This window comes from Acinetobacter sp. T63, from assembly GCF_053852345.1.
The window spans coordinates 1,829,738-1,848,308 of sequence record NZ_CM132659.1 but is presented as its reverse complement, the minus strand read 5'-3'; the positions used below and the strand labels follow the sequence as shown (position 1 = coordinate 1,848,308).

General features: G+C 43.2%; 22 protein-coding genes and 1 tRNA gene. 16 read left to right on the top strand and 7 right to left on the bottom strand.

What is annotated here, in order from left to right:
• Positions 1–50: 50 nt before the first annotated feature.
• Genes ACVLR6_RS08955 through ACVLR6_RS08935 form a run of 5 tightly spaced genes read left to right on the top strand, consistent with a single transcriptional unit; the run spans position 51 to position 3,754 of the window.
• Complete coding sequence (locus tag ACVLR6_RS08955; protein ID WP_455995037.1) at positions 51–500, top strand: type IV pilin protein; 450 nt, start codon at positions 51–53, stop codon at positions 498–500.
• A complete protein-coding gene (locus tag ACVLR6_RS08950; protein ID WP_168400341.1) occupies positions 494–937 on the top strand; it encodes a prepilin-type N-terminal cleavage/methylation domain-containing protein in 444 nt (147 codons plus the stop codon). Before ACVLR6_RS08955 ends, ACVLR6_RS08950 begins: the two co-directional genes overlap by 7 nt.
• On the top strand, positions 918–1,358 hold the full coding sequence (locus tag ACVLR6_RS08945) for a PulJ/GspJ family protein (protein WP_455995034.1): 441 nt from the start codon (positions 918–920) through the stop codon (positions 1,356–1,358). The genes ACVLR6_RS08950 and ACVLR6_RS08945 overlap by 20 nt, the downstream gene beginning before the upstream one ends.
• 14 nt (positions 1,359–1,372) lie before the next feature.
• Positions 1,373–2,071, top strand: coding sequence for a PulJ/GspJ family protein (locus tag ACVLR6_RS08940; RefSeq protein WP_455995031.1), 699 nt, complete (start codon positions 1,373–1,375; stop codon positions 2,069–2,071).
• Between the two features lie 12 nt (positions 2,072–2,083).
• A complete protein-coding gene (locus ACVLR6_RS08935; RefSeq protein WP_455995028.1) occupies positions 2,084–3,754 on the top strand; it encodes a hypothetical protein in 1,671 nt (556 codons plus the stop codon).
• On the opposite strand, the gene ACVLR6_RS08930 is transcribed toward ACVLR6_RS08935, so the two are convergent.
• The 3 genes from ACVLR6_RS08930 to ACVLR6_RS08920 all read right to left on the bottom strand — a co-directional run bounded on the left by ACVLR6_RS08930 (position 3,751) and on the right by ACVLR6_RS08920 (position 6,926).
• Complete coding sequence (locus ACVLR6_RS08930) at positions 3,751–4,956, bottom strand: IS256 family transposase (protein WP_004911237.1); 1,206 nt, start codon at positions 4,954–4,956, stop codon at positions 3,751–3,753. The two genes, ACVLR6_RS08935 and ACVLR6_RS08930, sit on opposite strands and share 4 nt — an antisense overlap.
• A gap of 150 nt (positions 4,957–5,106) precedes the next feature.
• Positions 5,107–5,754, bottom strand: coding sequence for an HAD-IB family hydrolase (locus ACVLR6_RS08925; protein WP_168400345.1), 648 nt, complete (start codon positions 5,752–5,754; stop codon positions 5,107–5,109).
• The gene (locus ACVLR6_RS08920; protein WP_005178885.1) at positions 5,721–6,926 is read right to left on the bottom strand and encodes a DUF1615 domain-containing protein; all 1,206 of its coding nucleotides are present in this window, start codon (positions 6,924–6,926) and stop codon (positions 5,721–5,723) included. The genes ACVLR6_RS08925 and ACVLR6_RS08920 overlap by 34 nt, the downstream gene beginning before the upstream one ends.
• Positions 6,927–7,309: 383 nt before the next feature.
• Here ACVLR6_RS08920 and ACVLR6_RS08915 point away from each other — a divergent pair, with 383 nt between their 5' ends.
• From ACVLR6_RS08915 to ACVLR6_RS08895, 5 genes are all read left to right on the top strand, one after another.
• Complete coding sequence (locus ACVLR6_RS08915) at positions 7,310–7,705, top strand: transposase family protein (protein ID WP_075166718.1); 396 nt, start codon at positions 7,310–7,312, stop codon at positions 7,703–7,705.
• Positions 7,653–8,186 (top strand): transposase family protein, encoded by a 534-nt coding sequence (locus ACVLR6_RS08910; RefSeq protein ID WP_455995024.1) that lies wholly within the window; start codon positions 7,653–7,655, stop codon positions 8,184–8,186. Before ACVLR6_RS08915 ends, ACVLR6_RS08910 begins: the two co-directional genes overlap by 53 nt.
• Before the next feature lie 98 nt (positions 8,187–8,284).
• Positions 8,285–8,361: transfer RNA gene (locus tag ACVLR6_RS08905), tRNA-Met, on the top strand.
• Positions 8,362–8,536: 175 nt separating this feature from the next.
• Positions 8,537–8,758, top strand: coding sequence for a hypothetical protein (locus ACVLR6_RS08900; protein WP_005178882.1), 222 nt, complete (start codon positions 8,537–8,539; stop codon positions 8,756–8,758).
• Between the two features lie 200 nt (positions 8,759–8,958).
• Positions 8,959–9,168 carry a cold-shock protein gene (locus ACVLR6_RS08895; protein WP_005178879.1) on the top strand — a complete coding sequence of 70 codons (210 nt, stop codon included), beginning with the start codon at positions 8,959–8,961 and terminating at the stop codon, positions 9,166–9,168.
• Here ACVLR6_RS08895 and ACVLR6_RS08890 read toward each other — a convergent pair whose 3' ends face one another.
• Positions 9,169–9,348, bottom strand: coding sequence for a hypothetical protein (locus ACVLR6_RS08890; protein WP_168400346.1), 180 nt, complete (start codon positions 9,346–9,348; stop codon positions 9,169–9,171).
• A 93-nt stretch (positions 9,349–9,441) separates the two neighbouring features.
• Here ACVLR6_RS08890 and dusB point away from each other — a divergent pair, with 93 nt between their 5' ends.
• The 3 genes from dusB (at position 9,442) to ACVLR6_RS08875 (ending at position 12,424) form a co-directional block, all read left to right on the top strand.
• Positions 9,442–10,419 (top strand): tRNA dihydrouridine synthase DusB, encoded by a 978-nt coding sequence (gene dusB, locus ACVLR6_RS08885; protein ID WP_242898263.1) that lies wholly within the window; start codon positions 9,442–9,444, stop codon positions 10,417–10,419.
• Between the two features lie 173 nt (positions 10,420–10,592).
• A complete protein-coding gene (locus ACVLR6_RS08880) occupies positions 10,593–11,660 on the top strand; it encodes an RNA-guided endonuclease InsQ/TnpB family protein (protein ID WP_455995020.1) in 1,068 nt (355 codons plus the stop codon).
• A 173-nt stretch (positions 11,661–11,833) separates the two neighbouring features.
• Positions 11,834–12,424, top strand: coding sequence for a hypothetical protein (locus ACVLR6_RS08875; RefSeq protein ID WP_005178874.1), 591 nt, complete (start codon positions 11,834–11,836; stop codon positions 12,422–12,424).
• A 65-nt stretch (positions 12,425–12,489) separates the two neighbouring features.
• Here ACVLR6_RS08875 and ACVLR6_RS08870 read toward each other — a convergent pair whose 3' ends face one another.
• Positions 12,490–13,533 (bottom strand): NAD(P)H-dependent flavin oxidoreductase, encoded by a 1,044-nt coding sequence (locus ACVLR6_RS08870; protein ID WP_127800501.1) that lies wholly within the window; start codon positions 13,531–13,533, stop codon positions 12,490–12,492.
• Positions 13,534–13,742: 209 nt separating this feature from the next.
• Here ACVLR6_RS08870 and ACVLR6_RS08865 point away from each other — a divergent pair, with 209 nt between their 5' ends.
• From ACVLR6_RS08865 to ACVLR6_RS08855, 3 genes are all read left to right on the top strand, one after another.
• Positions 13,743–15,002, top strand: a complete 1,260-nt coding sequence (locus ACVLR6_RS08865) for a putative DNA modification/repair radical SAM protein (RefSeq protein ID WP_005178869.1) — start codon at positions 13,743–13,745, stop codon at positions 15,000–15,002.
• Positions 15,002–15,781 (top strand): TIGR03915 family putative DNA repair protein, encoded by a 780-nt coding sequence (locus ACVLR6_RS08860; RefSeq protein ID WP_455995017.1) that lies wholly within the window; start codon positions 15,002–15,004, stop codon positions 15,779–15,781. Before ACVLR6_RS08865 ends, ACVLR6_RS08860 begins: the two co-directional genes overlap by 1 nt.
• A gap of 62 nt (positions 15,782–15,843) precedes the next feature.
• Positions 15,844–16,362: a hypothetical protein gene (locus ACVLR6_RS08855; protein ID WP_005178855.1), complete on the top strand. Its 519-nt coding sequence runs from the start codon at positions 15,844–15,846 to the stop codon at positions 16,360–16,362.
• A 47-nt stretch (positions 16,363–16,409) separates the two neighbouring features.
• Here the strand turns inward: ACVLR6_RS08855 and ACVLR6_RS08850 are convergent, their stop codons facing one another.
• Positions 16,410–17,111 (bottom strand): VIT1/CCC1 transporter family protein, encoded by a 702-nt coding sequence (locus ACVLR6_RS08850; protein WP_005178853.1) that lies wholly within the window; start codon positions 17,109–17,111, stop codon positions 16,410–16,412.
• A 101-nt stretch (positions 17,112–17,212) separates the two neighbouring features.
• Complete coding sequence (locus tag ACVLR6_RS08845; protein ID WP_005178851.1) at positions 17,213–18,424, bottom strand: YeeE/YedE family protein; 1,212 nt, start codon at positions 18,422–18,424, stop codon at positions 17,213–17,215.
• Between the last annotated feature and the right edge of the window lie 147 nt (positions 18,425–18,571).

Here is an 18,571-nt window from a genome sequence, read left to right as displayed (position 1 = left end):
ATCCTATGCTAGTTTTATAGAAGTAAGTATGCTTTTGGTAAAGAAAGAAAATGTATAAGAAACAAGGCTCGAACTTCCACACGTCTAGCGCAGGTTTTACGCTCCTGGAATTAATGGTGGCTGTCATTATTTTGGCTATTCTCGCAGCTATTGCCATGCCTATGTATTCAAATTACATCACCAAAGCCAAAGCACGTAGTGCCCAGTCAGATTTAGTTGCATTAAGTTTGGTGATGGAAAGTTTGTATCAGCGAAACTTAAAATATGTTGATTCTGCAGGTGAAAAAACAGTTAGTGATTATTTCACTACCAATAGTATGACTGGAAGCTGGCAACCATCGGCAGATACTTTTGATTATAAGCTTACTGTGACAACCACAACATATAGTTTAAAAGCTATTGGTAATGATCGTAATCATGGTTGTGAGATTACTTTAACAAATACAAATTCACGTAGTATTACAGGCGATTCTGCTTGTGGTGGGTTAACATCATGGTAAGACAACGTGGTGTGACCCTCATCGAATTGATGATTGGGATTGCTTTGTTTGCAATATTGGCAATGGCTATTTTTCCACTTGGTCGAGCTTGGGTAGCTAATGCACAAATAACCAAAACGGAAAAAGAGTTTTTGGAAGCATATTCCCGCGCTAAAAATGAAGCTTTGCGTAACCCGAATGCGGTTAAAGAGGATGATGTTGCAGCCACGTTAAAAGTGAATAATACAGATAAAAAGATTGAAGTTATAAGCAGTAAAAATGTAGTCATTTGGGAAGCAGTAATATCTCCTCTCATTACAGTAACACTATCAATAGGCTGTACTACAGGACATCAGCAACTAACATTGAATAATAATGGATATTTACGTACCGGTAGTTGCACTTATTACAATATAGCTGCAAGCGGAGGTGGTAACAATGCATCAGGAACATTATAAAACTTCTGCGATATCTAAGTATCAACAAGGCGTAACACTGATTGAAGTGTTAGTGTCTATGTTACTTATGGCAATTATTGGTTTGGGTGCGGCTTATATTTCTGGTCGTACTGCAGTTTTGCATCGTGATCAAAATTTACATTTGCACACTGTGAACCAAATGAGGCAGTACCTTGAAAGCTCTGCCGGTAGTGGTTGTAGCAATAATGTTGATTTAGATGTGGCGGGGAAAAAAGTAACAGTAAATTGTATTGTGCAAACAAAGGACTATAACGTAATCACTAAGGATAATGGTGATAATGTTATTGTAACTCCAGTTGATCGTGAAGTTACAGTTGTATCACCAACTGTAAAAGTGGTTGAAAAAACTGATTCTACAACGCATTGGAATGTGCCTATTCCAGTTGAAATAGCACCGTGAGAGGAGTAAAGAACATGCACAGCTTAAAACTTTCACAGCGTGGTTTCACTTTGATTGAAATTTTGATCGCTTTGACACTTTCGATCATCATTATTTTGGCAATGCTACGCGCATTTGTGACAACAGGTAAAGTGACTGCTGAAGCATCATTGGGTGCACAAAGTGATAGCAGTATGATGCTGGGTTTAATTGCGACAGACCGGATTTTGCAAGGTATTGGTTTTGGTGATACGTCTAGTTACGGCACAAATTTAAAAGCATATAAATTGGAAGAAAATGGTTCAGATACTTATAACGTAACAGCATCAAGTACAGATAATGCTGAATATCTAGTTTGGAAAGTTGCGACGGATAAGTGTCAAGCATTAAGAAATGCGAGTAATGGTTTGTTGCTTTATGGAAAAGGCACGGGCTATGACTGTACGAATTTGTCAAAACCGAATGTAACAACTGATCCAGTTGAGCGTTTAATCCAAATCAATGATGCTGTCCAAAATATTCAGTTTGAAGCAAGTAAAGCTGCTGGGAACAAAATTGGCGCAATGACAATTAGGGTCATTCAAAATAATTGTTGGCCATTTGGTATTGTAAATGATGCTGATTTAGACCCTGGTAAGTATCAGATAATTATTACCACGAATACTTATGCAGCAAGTACAGAAAGTGCCGCACATAGAATTGAAAATACTACATGCCTATTTAACTTTAAATAGGGAGGATTAGTCATGCAAAATGTTATGGATATCAAAAGAAGTAAGCCAGACGGTATTTCTTTTATAAAACAGGCGGGCGTATCCTCTCTGCTGTTTATTGTATTGGTTGGTCTGTCCTTAACTGTATTAACTGTGGGATATATGTCGACAATGCGGAACCTGCAGTCCAGTGCAACCACGACCCATGCGCAGACTCAAGCTCAAATGCAAGCCATGATAGGCTATCACGCTTTGGTCAAATATTTAAAAAAAGAGAGTACAATCAATATTGATAAAATTGAATCAGGCACTGTAAGTGGTGGTTCAGAGGTTATTGAATTTACAAGAGTTTCTTGTGGGGCTGGTCGCTACTGTTTTGATATTGTAGGTAAAAGTGGTGGCGCTACCGCGATTTTAAGAACTGACCTTATTATAGTTCAAGGAGAAGGATTATCTGCACATGAGGGTTCAGTTTTTGCGGGAGGTTTGAAAGTTCAAAAGAAAGAAACGCTTCAAGCATTAACTGAAAATGTAGCAATATCTGTTGGTGCAAATATAAAAGAAGGGCTTGAATCAGGTAATATTTACCTAAGTAATGGAAAAACTGTAGTCGATTATCAACCTGAGACAGACGGAATTAAAGTAAATAAATTTGATGGTGGGCTGGATTTAATACCTGCGATTGATATGAAAGCACATGCAAATTATATTTTTAAGCATGTTGGTGATACAATCAGTTGTGAAAAGCAAAATACGAATTTGCAAAACTCTGCCACATCAATTACTTGCCCATATTATGAAGAAGTTGAAAGGGACTATGCTATAACACGTGGAAAATCATCAGGTACAGATGTTTGGATTGTAGATGTAAATAAACTGATTCAAAGCAAAATAGAAATGGGTCAGAAATTTGATGGAATTTTTTGGTTTGATGGAGATGTAGTAATACGTTTACCAGACTCAGAAAACGATAGCTCAAAATATTTTAGAAATACAATCATTACGACTGGAAATTTAACAATTGAAAAAGATGCAAGTAGTAGTTCAGGTGAATTAAATGTCTTTTCACCTTATGATTATATCGTTGCAACAGATATTACCGCTCAAATTTTGATGATAGATAAGCAATTAAAAACTGGCAAAGATTCAAATGGTAATAATTTAACAGAGGCGCAAAAGTTGTTGTTAGGCGAAAATAGGGCAGACTTACTTAGTTCGCAATTAGCTACGATGAAGGTAAGGTTGGCGGAGGTTTGTCTTAATTCAGAGCGTCCTGCAAATTTATGTAAAGATTTTACTCAACAACAAGTAGATGATATTGAGAATTATGATGATATTCTTGCTGTTGATAATGTGTTTTTAAAAGATACTTCTAAATATCCGACTAGTCTTTTCACTTTAATTGGAATGGCTGACGAAGGGTTTGTGGTTCATGCAGATAATCAAACTCAAACAAAATTATTTGGTAATTTAATTGGTTCTAAAGGGGCGGGTAATACAGGAAAGGCTTCTGGAAAGTTTGCTGGTACTGGTCAAATTGAAGTCATAGGTAATTTAATTGTTGCAAAGGACATGGATCTAACTGAAATGAAAGGTGATGTTAAAATCAAATTAGGTCAGACTAAAGCAAGTGGAAATATTATACCTATTAAAAATAATACTTTTAGAGAGCGTTCAAAATTCTGTGTCAGCCGAATTGGCTAGAGTTTAATTATATCATCGAGCCTGCCTTCAAAGTAAATCGATAACTGTGTGATGGTTTGCCCCCAGTTTGTCACCGGCATTGTCCATTTTTCAGAAGCCTGTTGAATGCCAATATACAGCAATTTCAGCAGGCTATTTTCATTCGGGAAAGCCCCCTTGGTTTTGGTCAGTTTTCTGAATTGGCGATGTACTGCTTCAACCGCATTGGTGGTATAAATTGGCTTCCTAACCGCTTTCGGATATTTGAAATAGGCACTGAGTAAATGCCATTTTTCACGCCATGAACGAATGACTTTCTCGTATTTATCCCCCCATTTGGCTTCCAGCTCATCTAGCGCCATTTCAGCTGCCTGCTTGGTATCTGCTCGGTAAACAGGCTTCAGATCAGCCATAAAGGCTTTTTGATCCTTACTGGCCACATAACGCAAGCTATTGCGGATTTGGTGAATAATACATAACTGCACTTCTGTCTGCGGAAATATCGCAGCAATTGCTTCAGGGAAGCCTTTAAGCCCATCAACGCAGGCGATCAGAATGTCTTGTATGCCACGGTTCTGCAAATCTGTGAGTACGCTGAGCCAATAATTAGCACCTTCACTTTCTGATAGGTAAAGACCCAGCAGTTCTTTATGGCCTTCGGTATTTAATCCCAGCACGGTATAAACGGCTTTGTTGACATAACGGCCTTCATCCTTGATCTTGTAATGGATGGCATCGAGCCACACAAAGGGATATACGGCATCAAGCGGCCTCTGTTGCCAGGCACGTAATTCGGGGATTAGCTTGTCTGTAATATTGGTAATGGCACCCTCGGAAATATCCAGTGCATACATATCGGCAATATGTTTTTGAATATCACGGTAGCTCATGCCGAGCGCAAACAGTGAGATGACTTTACTGTCGATCTCTTCAGAGAGTTTGGTTTGATTTTTCTTGACGAGTTGAGGCTCAAAATCACCAGTGCGATCACGAGGTGTTTCCAGTTCAAATGAACCGGAGGATGATTTTACGGTCTTGCGAGAGTAACCATTCCTGCGATTGGATGGTTTAGGATTTTCTTCCAGATAGTTTTCAATTTCAGCATTTAAAGCCGCTTCTGTCAGCTGTTTGATTAGTGGTGTCAGGATACCGTTTTCACCAGTGAGGGGTTGTCCTGATTGTAATTGTTTTAAAGCTGCTTCGAAATCAAAGTTGTTTGCCATGATGTGTCATTTCCTGTTTGATTCAGTTTATTGAAATGACACAGATTTTTGAACACTACCTACTTTTACCACTAAAGGCATCCGCTACATGTAACCCCAATCCACTAAAAACCCACAATAAATTGTGGGTTTTTTATTGCTTTTCTAAAATCAAGCTAATTTTTTATAGAGCGTCACTTCAGGTAAAGCTTGATCTGTGCCCACCATATAAGGATAGGTTGCCATATTTAGCATTGGCTCATCTTCATAACTATTACCATAGGCATAAATAGCATTGTACTGCTCTAAATCATAACGCTTTATAATTTGTTGTTTCTTTTCATATAAACTGCAATCTGCCGTTAAATATTCACCGCTAAAGATAGAGTTCTCTAAAGCCACCTGAGAGCAGATTAAATCAATATTTAATAACTCACATACCGCTTCCAAATAAATATTAATAGAAGCAGAGACCAACACAATATCATCTCCATGGGCTTGATGTTTTTGAAGTTGGTTGAGTAATTCCGGATTTAAAGCTTGAACCAATTGTGCTGCATAGCTTTCTGCTTTTTCCTTAATTTGATGCTGCGGTACCGACTTAAACATTCCCTTAAATAGTCGGGGCCGCATTTTATGCGCCGGATAGAGCTTTAAATAATAAGCCATAATCCAGGGGAGGGTGATCAGTCCACGCTTGAGAATATGCCGTTTGCTCAGACTATAAAAAATAAACCCGGTAAAACTGTCATGCTCATACAGGGTTCCATCAAAATCGAATAAGGCTAGATTTTTATATTTTTGGCTTTTTGCATGCATGTGGTATATCGCCCGTTGACCCGAGTAGCAAACCAGTTGGTATTATAATCACGGCTGAGTTTTGGCCCGGAAATCACCACCTCCGGCATCATCGCATAAAATGGTTCTTTGCCAGTTTGTTCCTGATACAGTTTTAATAAGGCGCGATACGAAGCGGTATCTTCAAAATCCTGCTCTTTTTCTTTTTTCAGATCCGAGCGGATTTGACGTGGGGTGAGCACAATATTATGTTTGGCAAAAACACTAATCAGCTCGCGTTCAGATTGACTCTTGGCACTGCGAACACCGCCATCTTTGCTATAGAGCAGTAAATCGCCGTCTAGAGATAATTCGGCTTCGGTTAAATCATTGAGCATGCTCTGAAAAGCGGCATTACGGCTGGAATACATACCCGAATTATAATCGGCAAAGCGATATAGCGGTTTATCATAATCAGCCGGATACATCATCAGACGGTGAATACCATAATACAGGCCACCATATTGGCTGTATAAATCGGTACGTAATTCTGCAATATTGCCGCCTTGGCGTTTATGTTCCTTGGCATAACTGATATGCACCTGCATCGAACCTAAGGTGGTAATCGGATTCAGCTTTTCTCCGATATTTTGACCAAACAGCTTGGCGGCGCCGGTCAGGGCCGACACATGATAATGCTTGGCCATATAGTCAAAAATTTCACGATAAAGTTCATCCAGTTCCCGTTCGGTTTTGACCCGGCGCATCTGGCTTAAATAGTTATCTTCCGGGCTTGGATGGTTTTTCAGTACATCCTGAAAATAGCCGGCAATGGTGCCTCCAATGGCTTCACCGAGTTTATCTTTAAACTTCTCGTCTAAGCGTTCCTGGACTTCTTTAACCGCTTTTTCACCTAAACCATAGACCTGTGGATCGGCAACAAAGTTGGATTCCTGATCGACCACGGCGACAATGGTACACATATTTTCCTTGGTCTGCGGAATACCCAATTGTTCACTAATATCGTAAATATCTTTGGCCCATGAATCACGATCTTTCACGCGGGAAGGAATCAGTCGCTTGATCTGATCTGCATCTAGACTTGGCTCATCGCCTTTATTCCACCAGGCGCTGTCGCCACAGGCAGCTAAACTTAAAGATAATGCAATCAGGCTTAAAGGTTTGATTACAGATGACAGGAAGGTGTGTTTCATAAACAGGAAAACTCGGTCCAGACGGGTCAGCCTACAGGGCAGATGAAGTATACAGAAATTCGGCTATACAAGTGTGAATATATATGTATACGGCCCACGTTGCGCTGTCAATTTTTATCTGCAAGATGCCAGAGAATTGAGTGGCTCAAAAAGCGGATACTGTAGGGTTAGATACTAAATTCTATTTCAAAATAAAGCGCTGATTTTAATTTGATGATCTTCGGTTATTTTAAGGAAAAAATTTAAATAAATAAGGGTGATGCTGGATAAAATCATCTGAATTGTTTTTAAAATATTAGATCTCTTTCATAAATCAAAAAACGATCTTCTTTTTGGTTGATATTTGCACTCCAGATTTCTTGGCATTCATGCATAATCTGCGGATGAAATACATCGATTCAAACAAGCTTTCTGATCCTCAGTTCAAGCGATACACGGGCATCTCATGGTCAACCTTTGATTTAATGGTTGAGCAATTGAAGAAACATGTCCCTGCCAAAGGCAGACCGCCCAAGTTAAGCCTGGAAGACCAGGTTCTGCTCTGTCTAAGCTATTGGCGTGAATACCGAACATTGTTCCATGTCGCAACAAGTTATGGCGTGTCAGAGCCCACAGCCTCAAGAATTGTCCGTCATGTTGAAGACTGCCTGATTCGGTCCAATCTCTTTAATTTATCCAAAGATTTACCCGAGGGCGAAGGCATCGATTGGAATGTTGTGATCGTGGATGCCACAGAAATTCCAATCCAAAGGCCTAAAAAAACAGAAGAAAAGCTATAGCGTCAAGAAAAAGACCCACACCTTCAAAGTACAGGCCATCATTCATTATCAAACTCAAAAAATCCTGAGTTTATGTACGAGTCGTGGTGCCGTACATGATTTCGAACTCTTCAAACGTAACTTGAATCAGATTCCTGCAGGTGCATTTATCCTTGCGGATAAGGGTTATCAGGGAATTTATACAGTGTATCCAAATAGCTTGTTGCCATTAAAAGCAAAGAAGCGCTGTAAACTGGATTCCGAACTAAAAATCTATAATCAGGAAATCAATAAAAGAAGAATTGGAATTGAGCATGTATTTGGCAGTTTGAAAACCTTCAAAATTCTTGCTGAGCGATATCGTAACCGTGGAAAAAGACTAGGCTTAAGATTCAATTTAATTGCTGGAATCTATAATTTGGAACTGAGTAAAAAATGTCTTATGAAAGAAATCTATTATCTGTTGTTTTTTAATAATTCCAAAATTTTCTACTCAAAATAAAGGGAATTATTTTAGCGTAGAACCGTGGTTATTTTAGTGTATATTTTAAATAAACCTTGTGTTTAGCAAATATAGGGCGTATAAAGCTAACTCTCCTTTGCGGGGTGGAGCAGTCTGGTAGCTCGTCGGGCTCATAACCCGAAGGTCGTTGGTTCAAATCCGGCTCCCGCATCCAACTTTTAATGCTTATAGTGATTGAATATTTGTCCATAATTGTGAGAATTGGGACAGTGAAAAGTTTAAAATAATCAAATTTGATTGTGTTTTTATCCGATTTTTGAAAGATGAAATTTTAATAAAATGGAACAGCTTTCTTAAATGATCACCTAAGCTCATATAATGAGTCAGTTATGTTGAATAATGTAGAAAATTGGCAGTTGGCCACTGCAGTCAATGGTCAGGAAATTTTTGTAAAAGTAATGCCGCTGAAAAAGAAGCAGCGCTCGAGCCAGGGTTTTATCTGGGTGGAAGTCGGTAAAATGATTGAGCTTCAGTCCGGACAGCAGGTAGAATTTAACCTGGATGGTAAAAGTTTTTATATTGCTTTAAATCAGTTATATAAATTGAATTAATTTATTTTTATTGCATTCAGAACAGAAGTCTGTATAGTGGTCGTTAACTAGAAGAATTACTATTGTTTCAGCAAATCTTTTCCCTCCGTCGTTTTTTAATATCCTTCGTAGTATCAGATTTTTAGTTTCAAAGTCATTTTCCAGTTAATTATTGGTTTATCTATGACCAATTTAAAAGTTTTTTAATACAGGATTATCTTATGTCAAATACAGTTACTGGTACTGTGAAATGGTTTAATGAAACTAAAGGTTTTGGTTTTATTCAGGCAGATTCAGGTCAGGACGTTTTTGCTCATTACAGCGAAATTACCAACCAGGGCTTCAAAACTTTACATGAAGGCCAGCGCGTTGAATTTACCATCGTAGCGGGTAAAAAAGGCGACCAGGCCAGCGGTATTACTGCAATCTAATTACCGGTTTCGCTGCAAAAAGCTCATCTTCTGATGGGCTTTTGTTTTTTTAGCATCTGCTAAAAACAGATGTGCTGTGGTCGGTACAGATGCATAGAAATTTTGGTCAGAAGGCTTTAAACTAGTCCGGTTTTTAGCGCCGTATCCAGTTTTCTCCCATCTGAAAGATTCGCTGCGCATTTTCTGTTTCCCGAGGTTCCTACATTGAGTTCACATCTTGTCATTCAAGAACTGTTTGATCGTCCTATTGAGCGAAAGCTGTGGGTGGCACCAATGGCAGGCGTCACGGATCGGCCGTTTAGAACGCTGTGCAAATATTTTGGCGCAGGCCATGCAGTCAGTGAAATGATGACCTCGGACAAGACTTTGCGCATGAGCAAAAAAAGTCTGTATCGGGCCAATTTTGATGGCGAAATCGCCCCGATTTCTGCACAAATTGCCGGCTCCGATCCGGCTGACCTAGCCGAAGCCGCGCGCTATCAGGTGGCCAATGGTGCACAGATTGTCGATATTAATATGGGCTGTCCTGCCAAAAAAGTATGTAATAAGCTGGCCGGTTCGGCGTTGCTGCAAGATGAAGATCTGGTTGCCCGGATTTTAGATGCAGTTGTAGAAGCAGTCGATGTGCCGGTAACCTTAAAAACCCGACTCGGTTTTTTAAACGGTCAGGAAAATATTCTGCGTGTGGCCAAGCGTGCGGAACAGGCCGGTATTGCCGCACTGGCCCTGCATGGCCGTACCCGTGAAGATATGTACCTGAACACGGCGCGTTATGAGTTAATCAAGCAGGTTAAGGCCGAGCTGAATATCCCGCTGATTGCCAATGGCGACATCGACAGTCCGGAAAAAGCTAAAATGGTGCTGGATTATACCGGTGCAGATGCGATTATGATTGGCCGTGCGGCACAAGGCCGTCCCTGGATTTTCCGTGAAATTGCCCATTATCTGACGACCGGTGAACATTTGGCTGCACCGAGTATTGAAGAAGTCAAACAGGTATTGCTTGGGCATTTATCTGAACTTTATAGCTTTTATGGAGAATATTCAGGCTGTCGTATTTCACGTAAACATATTGCCTGGTACACCAAAGGACTGCGTTCTAGCAATGAATTCCGCCAGAATATGTACCGTGTGGAAAGTACGGCCGAGCAGTACCAGGTGGTGGAAAACTATTTTAATCAGCTGTTAGAGCATGGCAACATCATGAGTGATGTGCAGGTTGAGCAGGTGAATCTGTTAGAAACCAAATGATTAAATATCTATCATAATTATGGCGCTTCAGAGCGCCATTTTTTATCCCCGACTTTATCAAATGGAGCGTAAACCTCTGTCTTTCAGGTCAGAGATATAAGCGACACGACATGAAATGTCGTTTAATTGCTAAAAAACAATATTTCAAGCCTAATATGAGCTAATATAAGCCCATGAAAACACTTAAATTACGTATAAAAGACAAACATTGTAAGGTGCTAGACCAATTGGCATCTGAAGTTAATTTTGTCTGGAACTATGTCAATGATTTGTGTTTCAAACACCTACAGCGCAAACAACAATTCTTTTCAGCATACGATATTGCTAAATACACGAAAGGCGCATCAAAGGAATGTAATCTTCATAGCCAAACCATTCAGGCTGTAACAGAAGAATTGGTCACTCGCAGAAAACAGTTCACAAAATCAAAATTGAGATGGCGTGTCAGTAATAAGAAATCAGCAAGAAGATCACTAGGTTGGATACCCTTTAAAAAGGTCGCTATTAAATACGCCGATGGATACGTTCAGTATGGCAAGCATCAATTCAAGCTATGGGATAGTTACGGACTATCGAAATACAGCATTCAAACAGGCTCATTTGTAGAGGATAGTCGTGGACGTTGGTATGTCTGCTTAGTGGTTGATTCACCCAAACAAAACAAACCTACCGCCACAAAAGCCGTGGGTATTGATCTAGGCTTAAAAGATATTGCTACCTGTTCCGATGGCACAGTCATCAGTAATCCCAAGTTCTATCGAAAATACGAGCAAAAGCTCGGTATTGCTCAGAGAGCGAGAAATAAAAAGCGTGTCCGTGCATTACACGCCAAGATTGCAAACTGTCGTAAAGACCATTTGCACAAGGCTAGCACCCAGCTGGTGAAAGACAATGCACTGATTGTCGTTGGTGATCTAAGTGCGAACAAACTTGTAAAAACTAAAATGGCGAAATCTGTTTTAGATACAGGATTTTCAACACTCAAAACCATGCTCAAGTATAAATGCGAGAACGCAGGGGTCATGTTTGAGGAAGTCAACGAGAGATTCACAACCCAAACCTGTTCGAGCTGCGGTGCAATCACCGCAAGCAGTCCGAAAGGTAGAGCAGATTTGCGAATAAGAGTATGGGAATGTGAATGGGGAAGTGTAAATCAACGCGATTTAAACTCCGCCAAGAACATACTTGCGCTTGGGCATAAGCGTCTAGCAGTAGGAATCACCCTCCTTTCAGGTGGGTGAGGATGTCAACCGTTTACAATCTCTACAGACCTGAACACAGGGCAACATCCGCTCACTGAACACGGACAGGACTTGGACATTGCAGGGCTTGGCTTGCTCTATGCTAGGTAAGTCTTCACTTGGCAAGATGATATTCCAGTCTTGTTAATAACAATGATCCAGGGAGTTTCAACATGACCAATACTAATCGTCCTGTGACTGAATTTAGCCATAAGACCTCAACAGAATTACCACAAGAACGAAGCCAGGGTTTAAATGTCGACCCGACCGATGTCAATGCACGTCCAGATTTGGACACCAATCGTGTCCCGGATATGAATGAAGCAGGCGATCATCCTGTTGGCACCAGTGTCGGTGTATTAGGGGGCGCGGCAACCGGTGCGGCCGTGGGTGCTGCAGCTGGACCGGTCGGTGCCGTAGTGGGCGGTATTGCCGGTGGTGTGGTCGGTGGATTGGCCGGTAATGAAATTGCCGATGCGATTGATCCGACTGCAGAAGATGTGTACTGGCGTGATCAGTACCAGAACCGTCCATATTATAATGAAACCCGCAGTGTCTATGCCGATGTCGACTATGATCGTGATTATCGCGGCGCCTATCGTCTGGGCTATGAAAACCGGCCTTTATATGAACAAAATGTCGATTTTGACCGGGCCGAGCCAGAACTGCGCACCAAATGGGAACAGATGAAAGGCGATTCCCGTCTGAACTGGGAAGAAGCAAAATTTGCAGCCAAAGATGCCTGGCAACGTGTCACCCGTTAAAGCATTCAAGACATTATCAGGCCAATAAAAAACATCTCCGCGGAGATGTTTTTTATTGTTCTCGCTTAGTGACTAGTCATTTCCAGCACCAGTTGATTAATTAAATCACCGGCTTCCATGTCACGAATCAGGCCCACGTTGGCACCGGCCCAGAATGCGCCAAATCCCTGTTCGCCTTGCTGGCTGGCTGCGGCATGTAACTGCTTGCCAATATCATAAGTATACGGATAGGTCGGTACCGGCGGACGGTTTGGCGTATCCACCAGACGGTGCCACTGATTGACCAGACCACGTGCCGGACGGCCGGAAATTGAATCGGTAATTTGGGTACAGCTCTGGCTAAATAAAGCCTTGCGATACGCCTCATTGGCATTGGAAGATTTACATTGCACAAAGGCGGTCCCGAGCTGTACCGCGACTGCGCCAAGGTTCATGACACGTTGTGCATGTTGACCATTCATAATTCCACCAGCTGCAACCACCGGAATCTGACAGTGCTGGGTCAGTAAAGTCACTAAATCTACCGTGCGGATACCGCCATCAATAGCGGCATTAAACAGGCCACGATGACCGCCAGCCTCTACGCCTTGGGCAATAATAATATCAATACCCGCCGCTTCAATGGCTTGTGCTTCGGCCAGATTGGTGGCAGAGACCATGGTGATAATCCCGGCCTGTTTTAGCGCCTGAATCTGATGCGCGTGCGGAATACCAAAATGAAAACTCACCGCCTGAGGACGGGTTTCCAGCACCAGATTCAGATAATCATCATTGCTTAAAAAACTAGGATACAGATTTTTGAGCTGGATCGGCAGCGCTACGCCATAATGGACAAAATGCGGACTTAAATAATCCAGCCAGACCTGAGCAGCAGCTTCATCCAGCGGCTCGGGTTGATGACAGAAGAAATTGACCTGAAAAGGGCAGTCGGTCAGGTCCTGGGTTTTTAAAATCTGTTCTCGGGCAGACGCCACTGAACTGGCCCCTAAACCCAGTGAACCCAAGCCGCCCTGGTTGGAAACTTCGGCAGCCAGTTCAGGTGTCGAAACACCGGCCATCGGCGCTAAAAAAATAGGATGTTTAATGCCGAGCTGTTCCAATATAGACATGCGATTTCTCCTTATTCTTCCTACACTTTGCCCAAGCTGAACAAAATTAGCAAATCATAATCATTATTTATTTTTTAAATAATCTGCCGGTTTTTACACAGCAGTTACATTCGTTGCGACAAGCTGGGTCGTGCTAACGCATCGGCTTGCTAGGCGCAGTATTTTCGCTTTTTTATAATCAGCTTATCTCCTGATTTCTGCTGAAACGCATGTCTGAACGTATCCGTGAAAAACTGCAAATTTTAGCCGATGCTGCCAAATATGATGTGTCCTGCTCATCGAGTGGCAGTCGGCGCAAAAATAAAGACCAAGGGCTGGGCAATACCGGTAATGGCATCTGTCACAGCTATACCGAAGATGGGCGCTGTGTTTCGCTGCTTAAAATCCTGTTCTCCAATGTTTGCATTTATGACTGTGCCTATTGCGTGTCGCGGCGTTCCAATGATGTGAAACGCGCAGCCTTTACCGTACAGGAAGTGGTCGATCTGACCATAAATTTTTACCGGCGCAATTATATTGAAGGGCTGTTTTTAAGTTCCGGTATTTTTAAATCGGCCGATTACACCATGGAACGAATGCTACAGGTGGTGAAAAAGCTGCGGCTGGAAGAAAACTTTAATGGATATATTCATTTAAAAACCATCCCGGGCGCATCTCAGGAAATTATTACCGAAGCCGGTTTATATGTTGACCGGATGAGTATTAATCTGGAAATGCCGACCGAAGCCGGACTACAGCAGTTTGCCCCGGAAAAAAGTCATGCCGAAGTGCAGAAGGATTTGGGTATTGTCCGCGATCGCCTGATTCAACTGAAAGATGAATCGAAAATCATCAAATCGGTACCGAAGTTTGTTCCGGCCGGACAAACCACGCAGATGGTGGTGGGTGCACATAATGAAACCGACCAAGACATTATTATGATGGCCGATCGGCACTACAAAGAATTCAAGCTAAAACGGGTTTATTTTTCTGGTTATATTCCAATTAATACACAGGAAAAGGCCTTGCCCGCTGTCGGTTCAGCGCCGCCGTTGCTGCGTGAAAACCGGCTCTATCAAAGTGACTGGTTAATGCGTTTTTATGGTTTTGCTGCGCATGAACTGGTGGATGATCAACATCCCAATTTAGACCTGGATGTCGACCCGAAATTGGGCTGGGCACTGCGTCATCCAGAGGCTTTTCCGGTAGATATCAACCGTGCCGACTACCAGTTGATTTTACGGGTGCCGGGTATAGGCGTGCGTTCGGCGCAGAAAATTGTGCAGGCGCGCCGGTTTGGGCACATTCATATAGATCAGCTAAAACGCATGGGCGTGGCCTATAACCGTGCCCAGCATTTTATTCGCTGTGCCGACAGCCCGAAATTTAAAAAAGAGCCGCCAGCGCAGCAGATTCGCCAGCAGATTTTACAGTCGGGGCAATCCAAATATCAGCAGCAGCTCTCGCCACAACTGGGCTTTGCTTTTTAATGGCCACCTACTGCTTTGATGGCACGCTCACCGGCTTGCTTTGCTGTGTGTTTCGGGCATTTCGCTTTCAAGAGTTTGATGTACACATTACCGCCAATCCGCAGTCCCAGCATGGCCTGTTTGATGAGTTTATTGTCGTGTCTTCACAGGATGTGCAGGGGCAGCGGGTCTGGCAGGGCTTGAAACAGAAAATCCAGCCCGGCAGCTTGCGTCAGTTTTATCTGTGCTTTTTGTCGGAGCAGGAACAGGCCTTTCAGCATCTGTTTGATTTTTGCATTTATGTTTTTCAACACGGCCATGCGGTGGATGGTAATTATGGCCATCCGGCGGTGTTGGGCATGACACAGTGGGCCAAGCAGGTGGGCCGGGAAAAACATCGCATGGAAGCTTTTGTACGCTTTAAAAAATGTCAGGATGGTCTGTTCTTAAGTCTGGTGCGGCCAGATTTTAATGTATTACCGCTGATCGAGCGGCATTTTAAGGCGCGTTACCAAGATCAGCGCTGGCTGATTTATGACGAACAGCGTGATTACGGCATTTATTATGATCTGGATGATGTGCATCAGGTTCAGATGAATGCCCGGCAGCTGGATCTCCAGCTGGGCAGTGGCCACAGTCAGGCCTTTAGTATCGAGCTGGATGCTGAAGAATTTTTATATGACCAGCTGTGGAAAGATTATTTTCAGAGCGTCAATATTCAGGCACGGCAGAACATGAAGCTGCATATTCAGTATGTACCGAAACGTTACTGGCGCTATATGAATGAAAAGTCGCTCTAACTTTCATCCCGGCCGGTTTCATCAGTATAATGCCCGGGTTGTATCGTGGAAAAGGTAAAAGCATGAAGGGGTATGTAGGGGCTGTTTTGCTCACAATAACAGGTTTGACAGCATGTGGACCACATGAGGCAGAGCAGGTACAGGTCCAGCCTGAACAGTACCAGGTGGCCAGTGCAGAGCAGCTACAGCAGCGCTTTAGTGCCTTAAACCGTCAACTGGAAGCCGATTTTCAGCAGTTTAAGCAGCTGGAAAGTATTGCCTTTGCCCAGCAGTTTCCTTTAGATGCCGATAATCTGATGACCTTGAACCAGCATCTGGTCAGCAGTACCGCCTTAAAGCCGACCAAAGCCGGCTATTGCGATATGATGAATGGCTATTTTGCCGAGATGTATCGTCTCGGACATTATAATCTGGAACTGCTTGATCAGATCCAGCTGCCCCAGGCTCAACAGGAAAATTTAAAGCAGAATTTTGCCAATGCCGACAATTTTTATGATTTTATTTTAAACCGCTATACCAGCTATCGTCAGGTGCAGCAAACCATGAATTATGGCTGTAACCTGAAAGCGGCTTTACAGTAAACACAGCCCTAAGGTAAAAAAACCGCCCGATTTGCTGGGCGGTTTTTTTATAAAGGTGTGACATGGAACAACGAGCCAATCCAGTGTGCGAATAGCATGGCCACCACGCCCCAGACCGTGACCCGCAAGCTGCCTCTGAGCATGGAGGTGCCGGCAAAATAGCTGGACAGGGCACCGAGTAAGGCCAGCGATAAGACACCTACAATCACAATGCTTCGGTCCAGATATTCCACCGGACTAAAGACAATGGTCAGTAAAGGCAACAGCGCCCCTAAAGAAAATGCAATCGCCGAGGATGCCGCCGCCTGTACCGCATTGGCGGCAGTATTTTCATGAATGCCGATTTCATCGCGGGCGTGGGCGGCTAGGGCATCTTTGGCGGTCAGCTGTACCGCCACTTCATGCGCTAGCTCAGGCGTCAGGCCGCGCAAGGTATAAATATGGGTCAGTTCTTTTAGTTCCAGATCGGGGTTTTTACGCAGTTCTCTGGATTCCATGTGCAGATCAGCCTGCTCGATATCTTCCTGGGATTTGACCGAAATATATTCGCCGGCAGCCATGGAACTAGCGCCTGAAATCAGGCCGGCAATACAGGTAATCAGCAGGGTCTGGCTGGAAGCACCACTGGCCGCCATCCCGATCACCAGACTGGTCACTGAGATAATCCCATCATTGGCCCCCAACACCGCAGCACGTAACCAGCCCGTTCTTAAAATATAATGTTTTTCATGATGATGTGAATAACTCATAGCCCGCCTGATTTCTTATTGTATGCGGCTATCTTAACCCAGAGATGCAAAAAGCCCCAACTTTGGGGGCCTTTTTAACAGCTTTAACAGCAATTCAGGAATTAACAGCCGGTCAGCTTTTCCGGTTGTGGGCGTTCTTCCGGGAAGAAGAATGGACGCAATTTAACCCCAATGCCATTGCCAATAAAGGCAAATACCAGCCACAGCCAGCCATGTAAGCTGCCAGAGGCAATACCACTAAAATAGGCACCAATATTACAGCCATAAGCCAGGCGTGCGCCATAACCTAACAGCAAACCGCCAACAATCGCTGCCATCAGCGAGCGTTTTGGAATATTAAAGTTCGGTGCGAATTTACCGGCCAGACTGGCTGCCAGCAGGGCGCCCAGCATAATCCCGAAGTTCATCATCGAGGTAATATCAAACCATAACGACTCTGTCAGTGCTTTGGCATTGGCTGGTTGCTGCCAGTAGCTCCAGGAGGCTACATCAACACCCACAAAACTGGCCGATTTGGCGGCCCAGACGGCCAGCGCAGAGGTTACGCCCCAAGGACGTCCAGCCAACGCAAGAGTAGCGAAGTTCAGCAGGGTCAGGATGATACCGCCCCACACCAACGGCCACGGGCCACGTAAGAAGCGTTTCCAGCCCTGATACTGTGCAGCCGGTTCAACCTCCAGACTGCCATGACGTTTCTTTTCATACCATACGGTAACCAAGGCAATCAGGGCAAACAGCACAAAGTTCAGCAATAACGCCGGCATCACACCTAAGCTGGTGACCAGTGAAATAGGTGCCAGATGCGGCAGGTTAAACCACCAGTCTAAATGCGTGGTGGCAATCAGTGAGCCTAAGCAGAAGAATACCAGTGTCACCAGCATGCGTGCGCTACCACCGCCCACGGTATACAGCGTACCAGAAGCACAGCCGCCGCCGAGCTGCATACCAATACCAAAAATAAAGGCACCAATCATCACCGACATTGACACTGGGCTAACAAAACCATTGACCGGATTGCCAAACAGTTCACCTGCACCTAAGGCTGGGAAAAACAGCAGTACTGCCAGACCAAGCATGATCATTTGTGCACGCAGACCGCGACCACGACCTTGCTTGATAAACACCCGCCAGCTTGAGGTAAAACCAAAAGAAGCATGGTACAGGGTCATCCCCAGTGCACCACCAATCAGGAATAATAGTGCCTGGTTAATGCCCACCACCTGATAGGCGCCAATACAGCCAATAAACAATAACACCAGCGCGACCCAGATCGAGCGATTCGACCGGTCGGCTTTTGCAGCAATAATAGACATAGACAATAACAGGGAGAGAAATCAGAATCCTGAGTATTTTAGTGGAAATTTAAACTTTTAACCTGATAGAAACAGTCATTTAAGCTATTTTTAATTTGAAATTTCTAATTTAAAATATTAGTAAAATGAATAATAAAAAAAGCTCCC

Bases quoted from the DNA above. Each gene is read 5' to 3' on its own strand.
- ACVLR6_RS08845 (WP_005178851.1), bottom strand. From the start codon at position 18,424: ATGTCTATTATTGCTGCAAAAGCCGACCGGTCGAATCGCTCGATCTGG.
- ACVLR6_RS08930 (WP_004911237.1), bottom strand. From the start codon at position 4,956: ATGGCAAACAACTTTGATTTCGAAGCAGCTTTAAAACAATTACAATCA.
- ACVLR6_RS08890 (WP_168400346.1), bottom strand. From the start codon at position 9,348: ATGCGCAGCGAATCTTTCAGATGGGAGAAAACTGGATACGGCGCTAAA.
- ACVLR6_RS08855 (WP_005178855.1), top strand. From the start codon at position 15,844: ATGAAGGGGTATGTAGGGGCTGTTTTGCTCACAATAACAGGTTTGACA.
- ACVLR6_RS08955 (WP_455995037.1), top strand. From the start codon at position 51: ATGTATAAGAAACAAGGCTCGAACTTCCACACGTCTAGCGCAGGTTTT.
- ACVLR6_RS08880 (WP_455995020.1), top strand. From the start codon at position 10,593: ATGAAAACACTTAAATTACGTATAAAAGACAAACATTGTAAGGTGCTA.
- ACVLR6_RS08870 (WP_127800501.1), bottom strand. From the start codon at position 13,533: ATGTCTATATTGGAACAGCTCGGCATTAAACATCCTATTTTTTTAGCG.
- ACVLR6_RS08860 (WP_455995017.1), top strand. From the start codon at position 15,002: ATGGCCACCTACTGCTTTGATGGCACGCTCACCGGCTTGCTTTGCTGT.
- ACVLR6_RS08950 (WP_168400341.1), top strand. From the start codon at position 494: ATGGTAAGACAACGTGGTGTGACCCTCATCGAATTGATGATTGGGATT.
- ACVLR6_RS08895 (WP_005178879.1), top strand. From the start codon at position 8,959: ATGTCAAATACAGTTACTGGTACTGTGAAATGGTTTAATGAAACTAAA.
- ACVLR6_RS08920 (WP_005178885.1), bottom strand. From the start codon at position 6,926: ATGAAACACACCTTCCTGTCATCTGTAATCAAACCTTTAAGCCTGATT.
- ACVLR6_RS08900 (WP_005178882.1), top strand. From the start codon at position 8,537: ATGTTGAATAATGTAGAAAATTGGCAGTTGGCCACTGCAGTCAATGGT.
- ACVLR6_RS08940 (WP_455995031.1), top strand. From the start codon at position 1,373: ATGCACAGCTTAAAACTTTCACAGCGTGGTTTCACTTTGATTGAAATT.
- ACVLR6_RS08875 (WP_005178874.1), top strand. From the start codon at position 11,834: ATGACCAATACTAATCGTCCTGTGACTGAATTTAGCCATAAGACCTCA.
- ACVLR6_RS08910 (WP_455995024.1), top strand. From the start codon at position 7,653: ATGCCACAGAAATTCCAATCCAAAGGCCTAAAAAAACAGAAGAAAAGC.
- ACVLR6_RS08850 (WP_005178853.1), bottom strand. From the start codon at position 17,111: ATGAGTTATTCACATCATCATGAAAAACATTATATTTTAAGAACGGGC.
- ACVLR6_RS08915 (WP_075166718.1), top strand. From the start codon at position 7,310: ATGAAATACATCGATTCAAACAAGCTTTCTGATCCTCAGTTCAAGCGA.
- ACVLR6_RS08925 (WP_168400345.1), bottom strand. From the start codon at position 5,754: ATGCATGCAAAAAGCCAAAAATATAAAAATCTAGCCTTATTCGATTTT.
- dusB (WP_242898263.1), top strand. From the start codon at position 9,442: ATGGCAGGCGTCACGGATCGGCCGTTTAGAACGCTGTGCAAATATTTT.
- ACVLR6_RS08945 (WP_455995034.1), top strand. From the start codon at position 918: ATGCATCAGGAACATTATAAAACTTCTGCGATATCTAAGTATCAACAA.
- ACVLR6_RS08935 (WP_455995028.1), top strand. From the start codon at position 2,084: ATGCAAAATGTTATGGATATCAAAAGAAGTAAGCCAGACGGTATTTCT.
- ACVLR6_RS08865 (WP_005178869.1), top strand. From the start codon at position 13,743: ATGTCTGAACGTATCCGTGAAAAACTGCAAATTTTAGCCGATGCTGCC.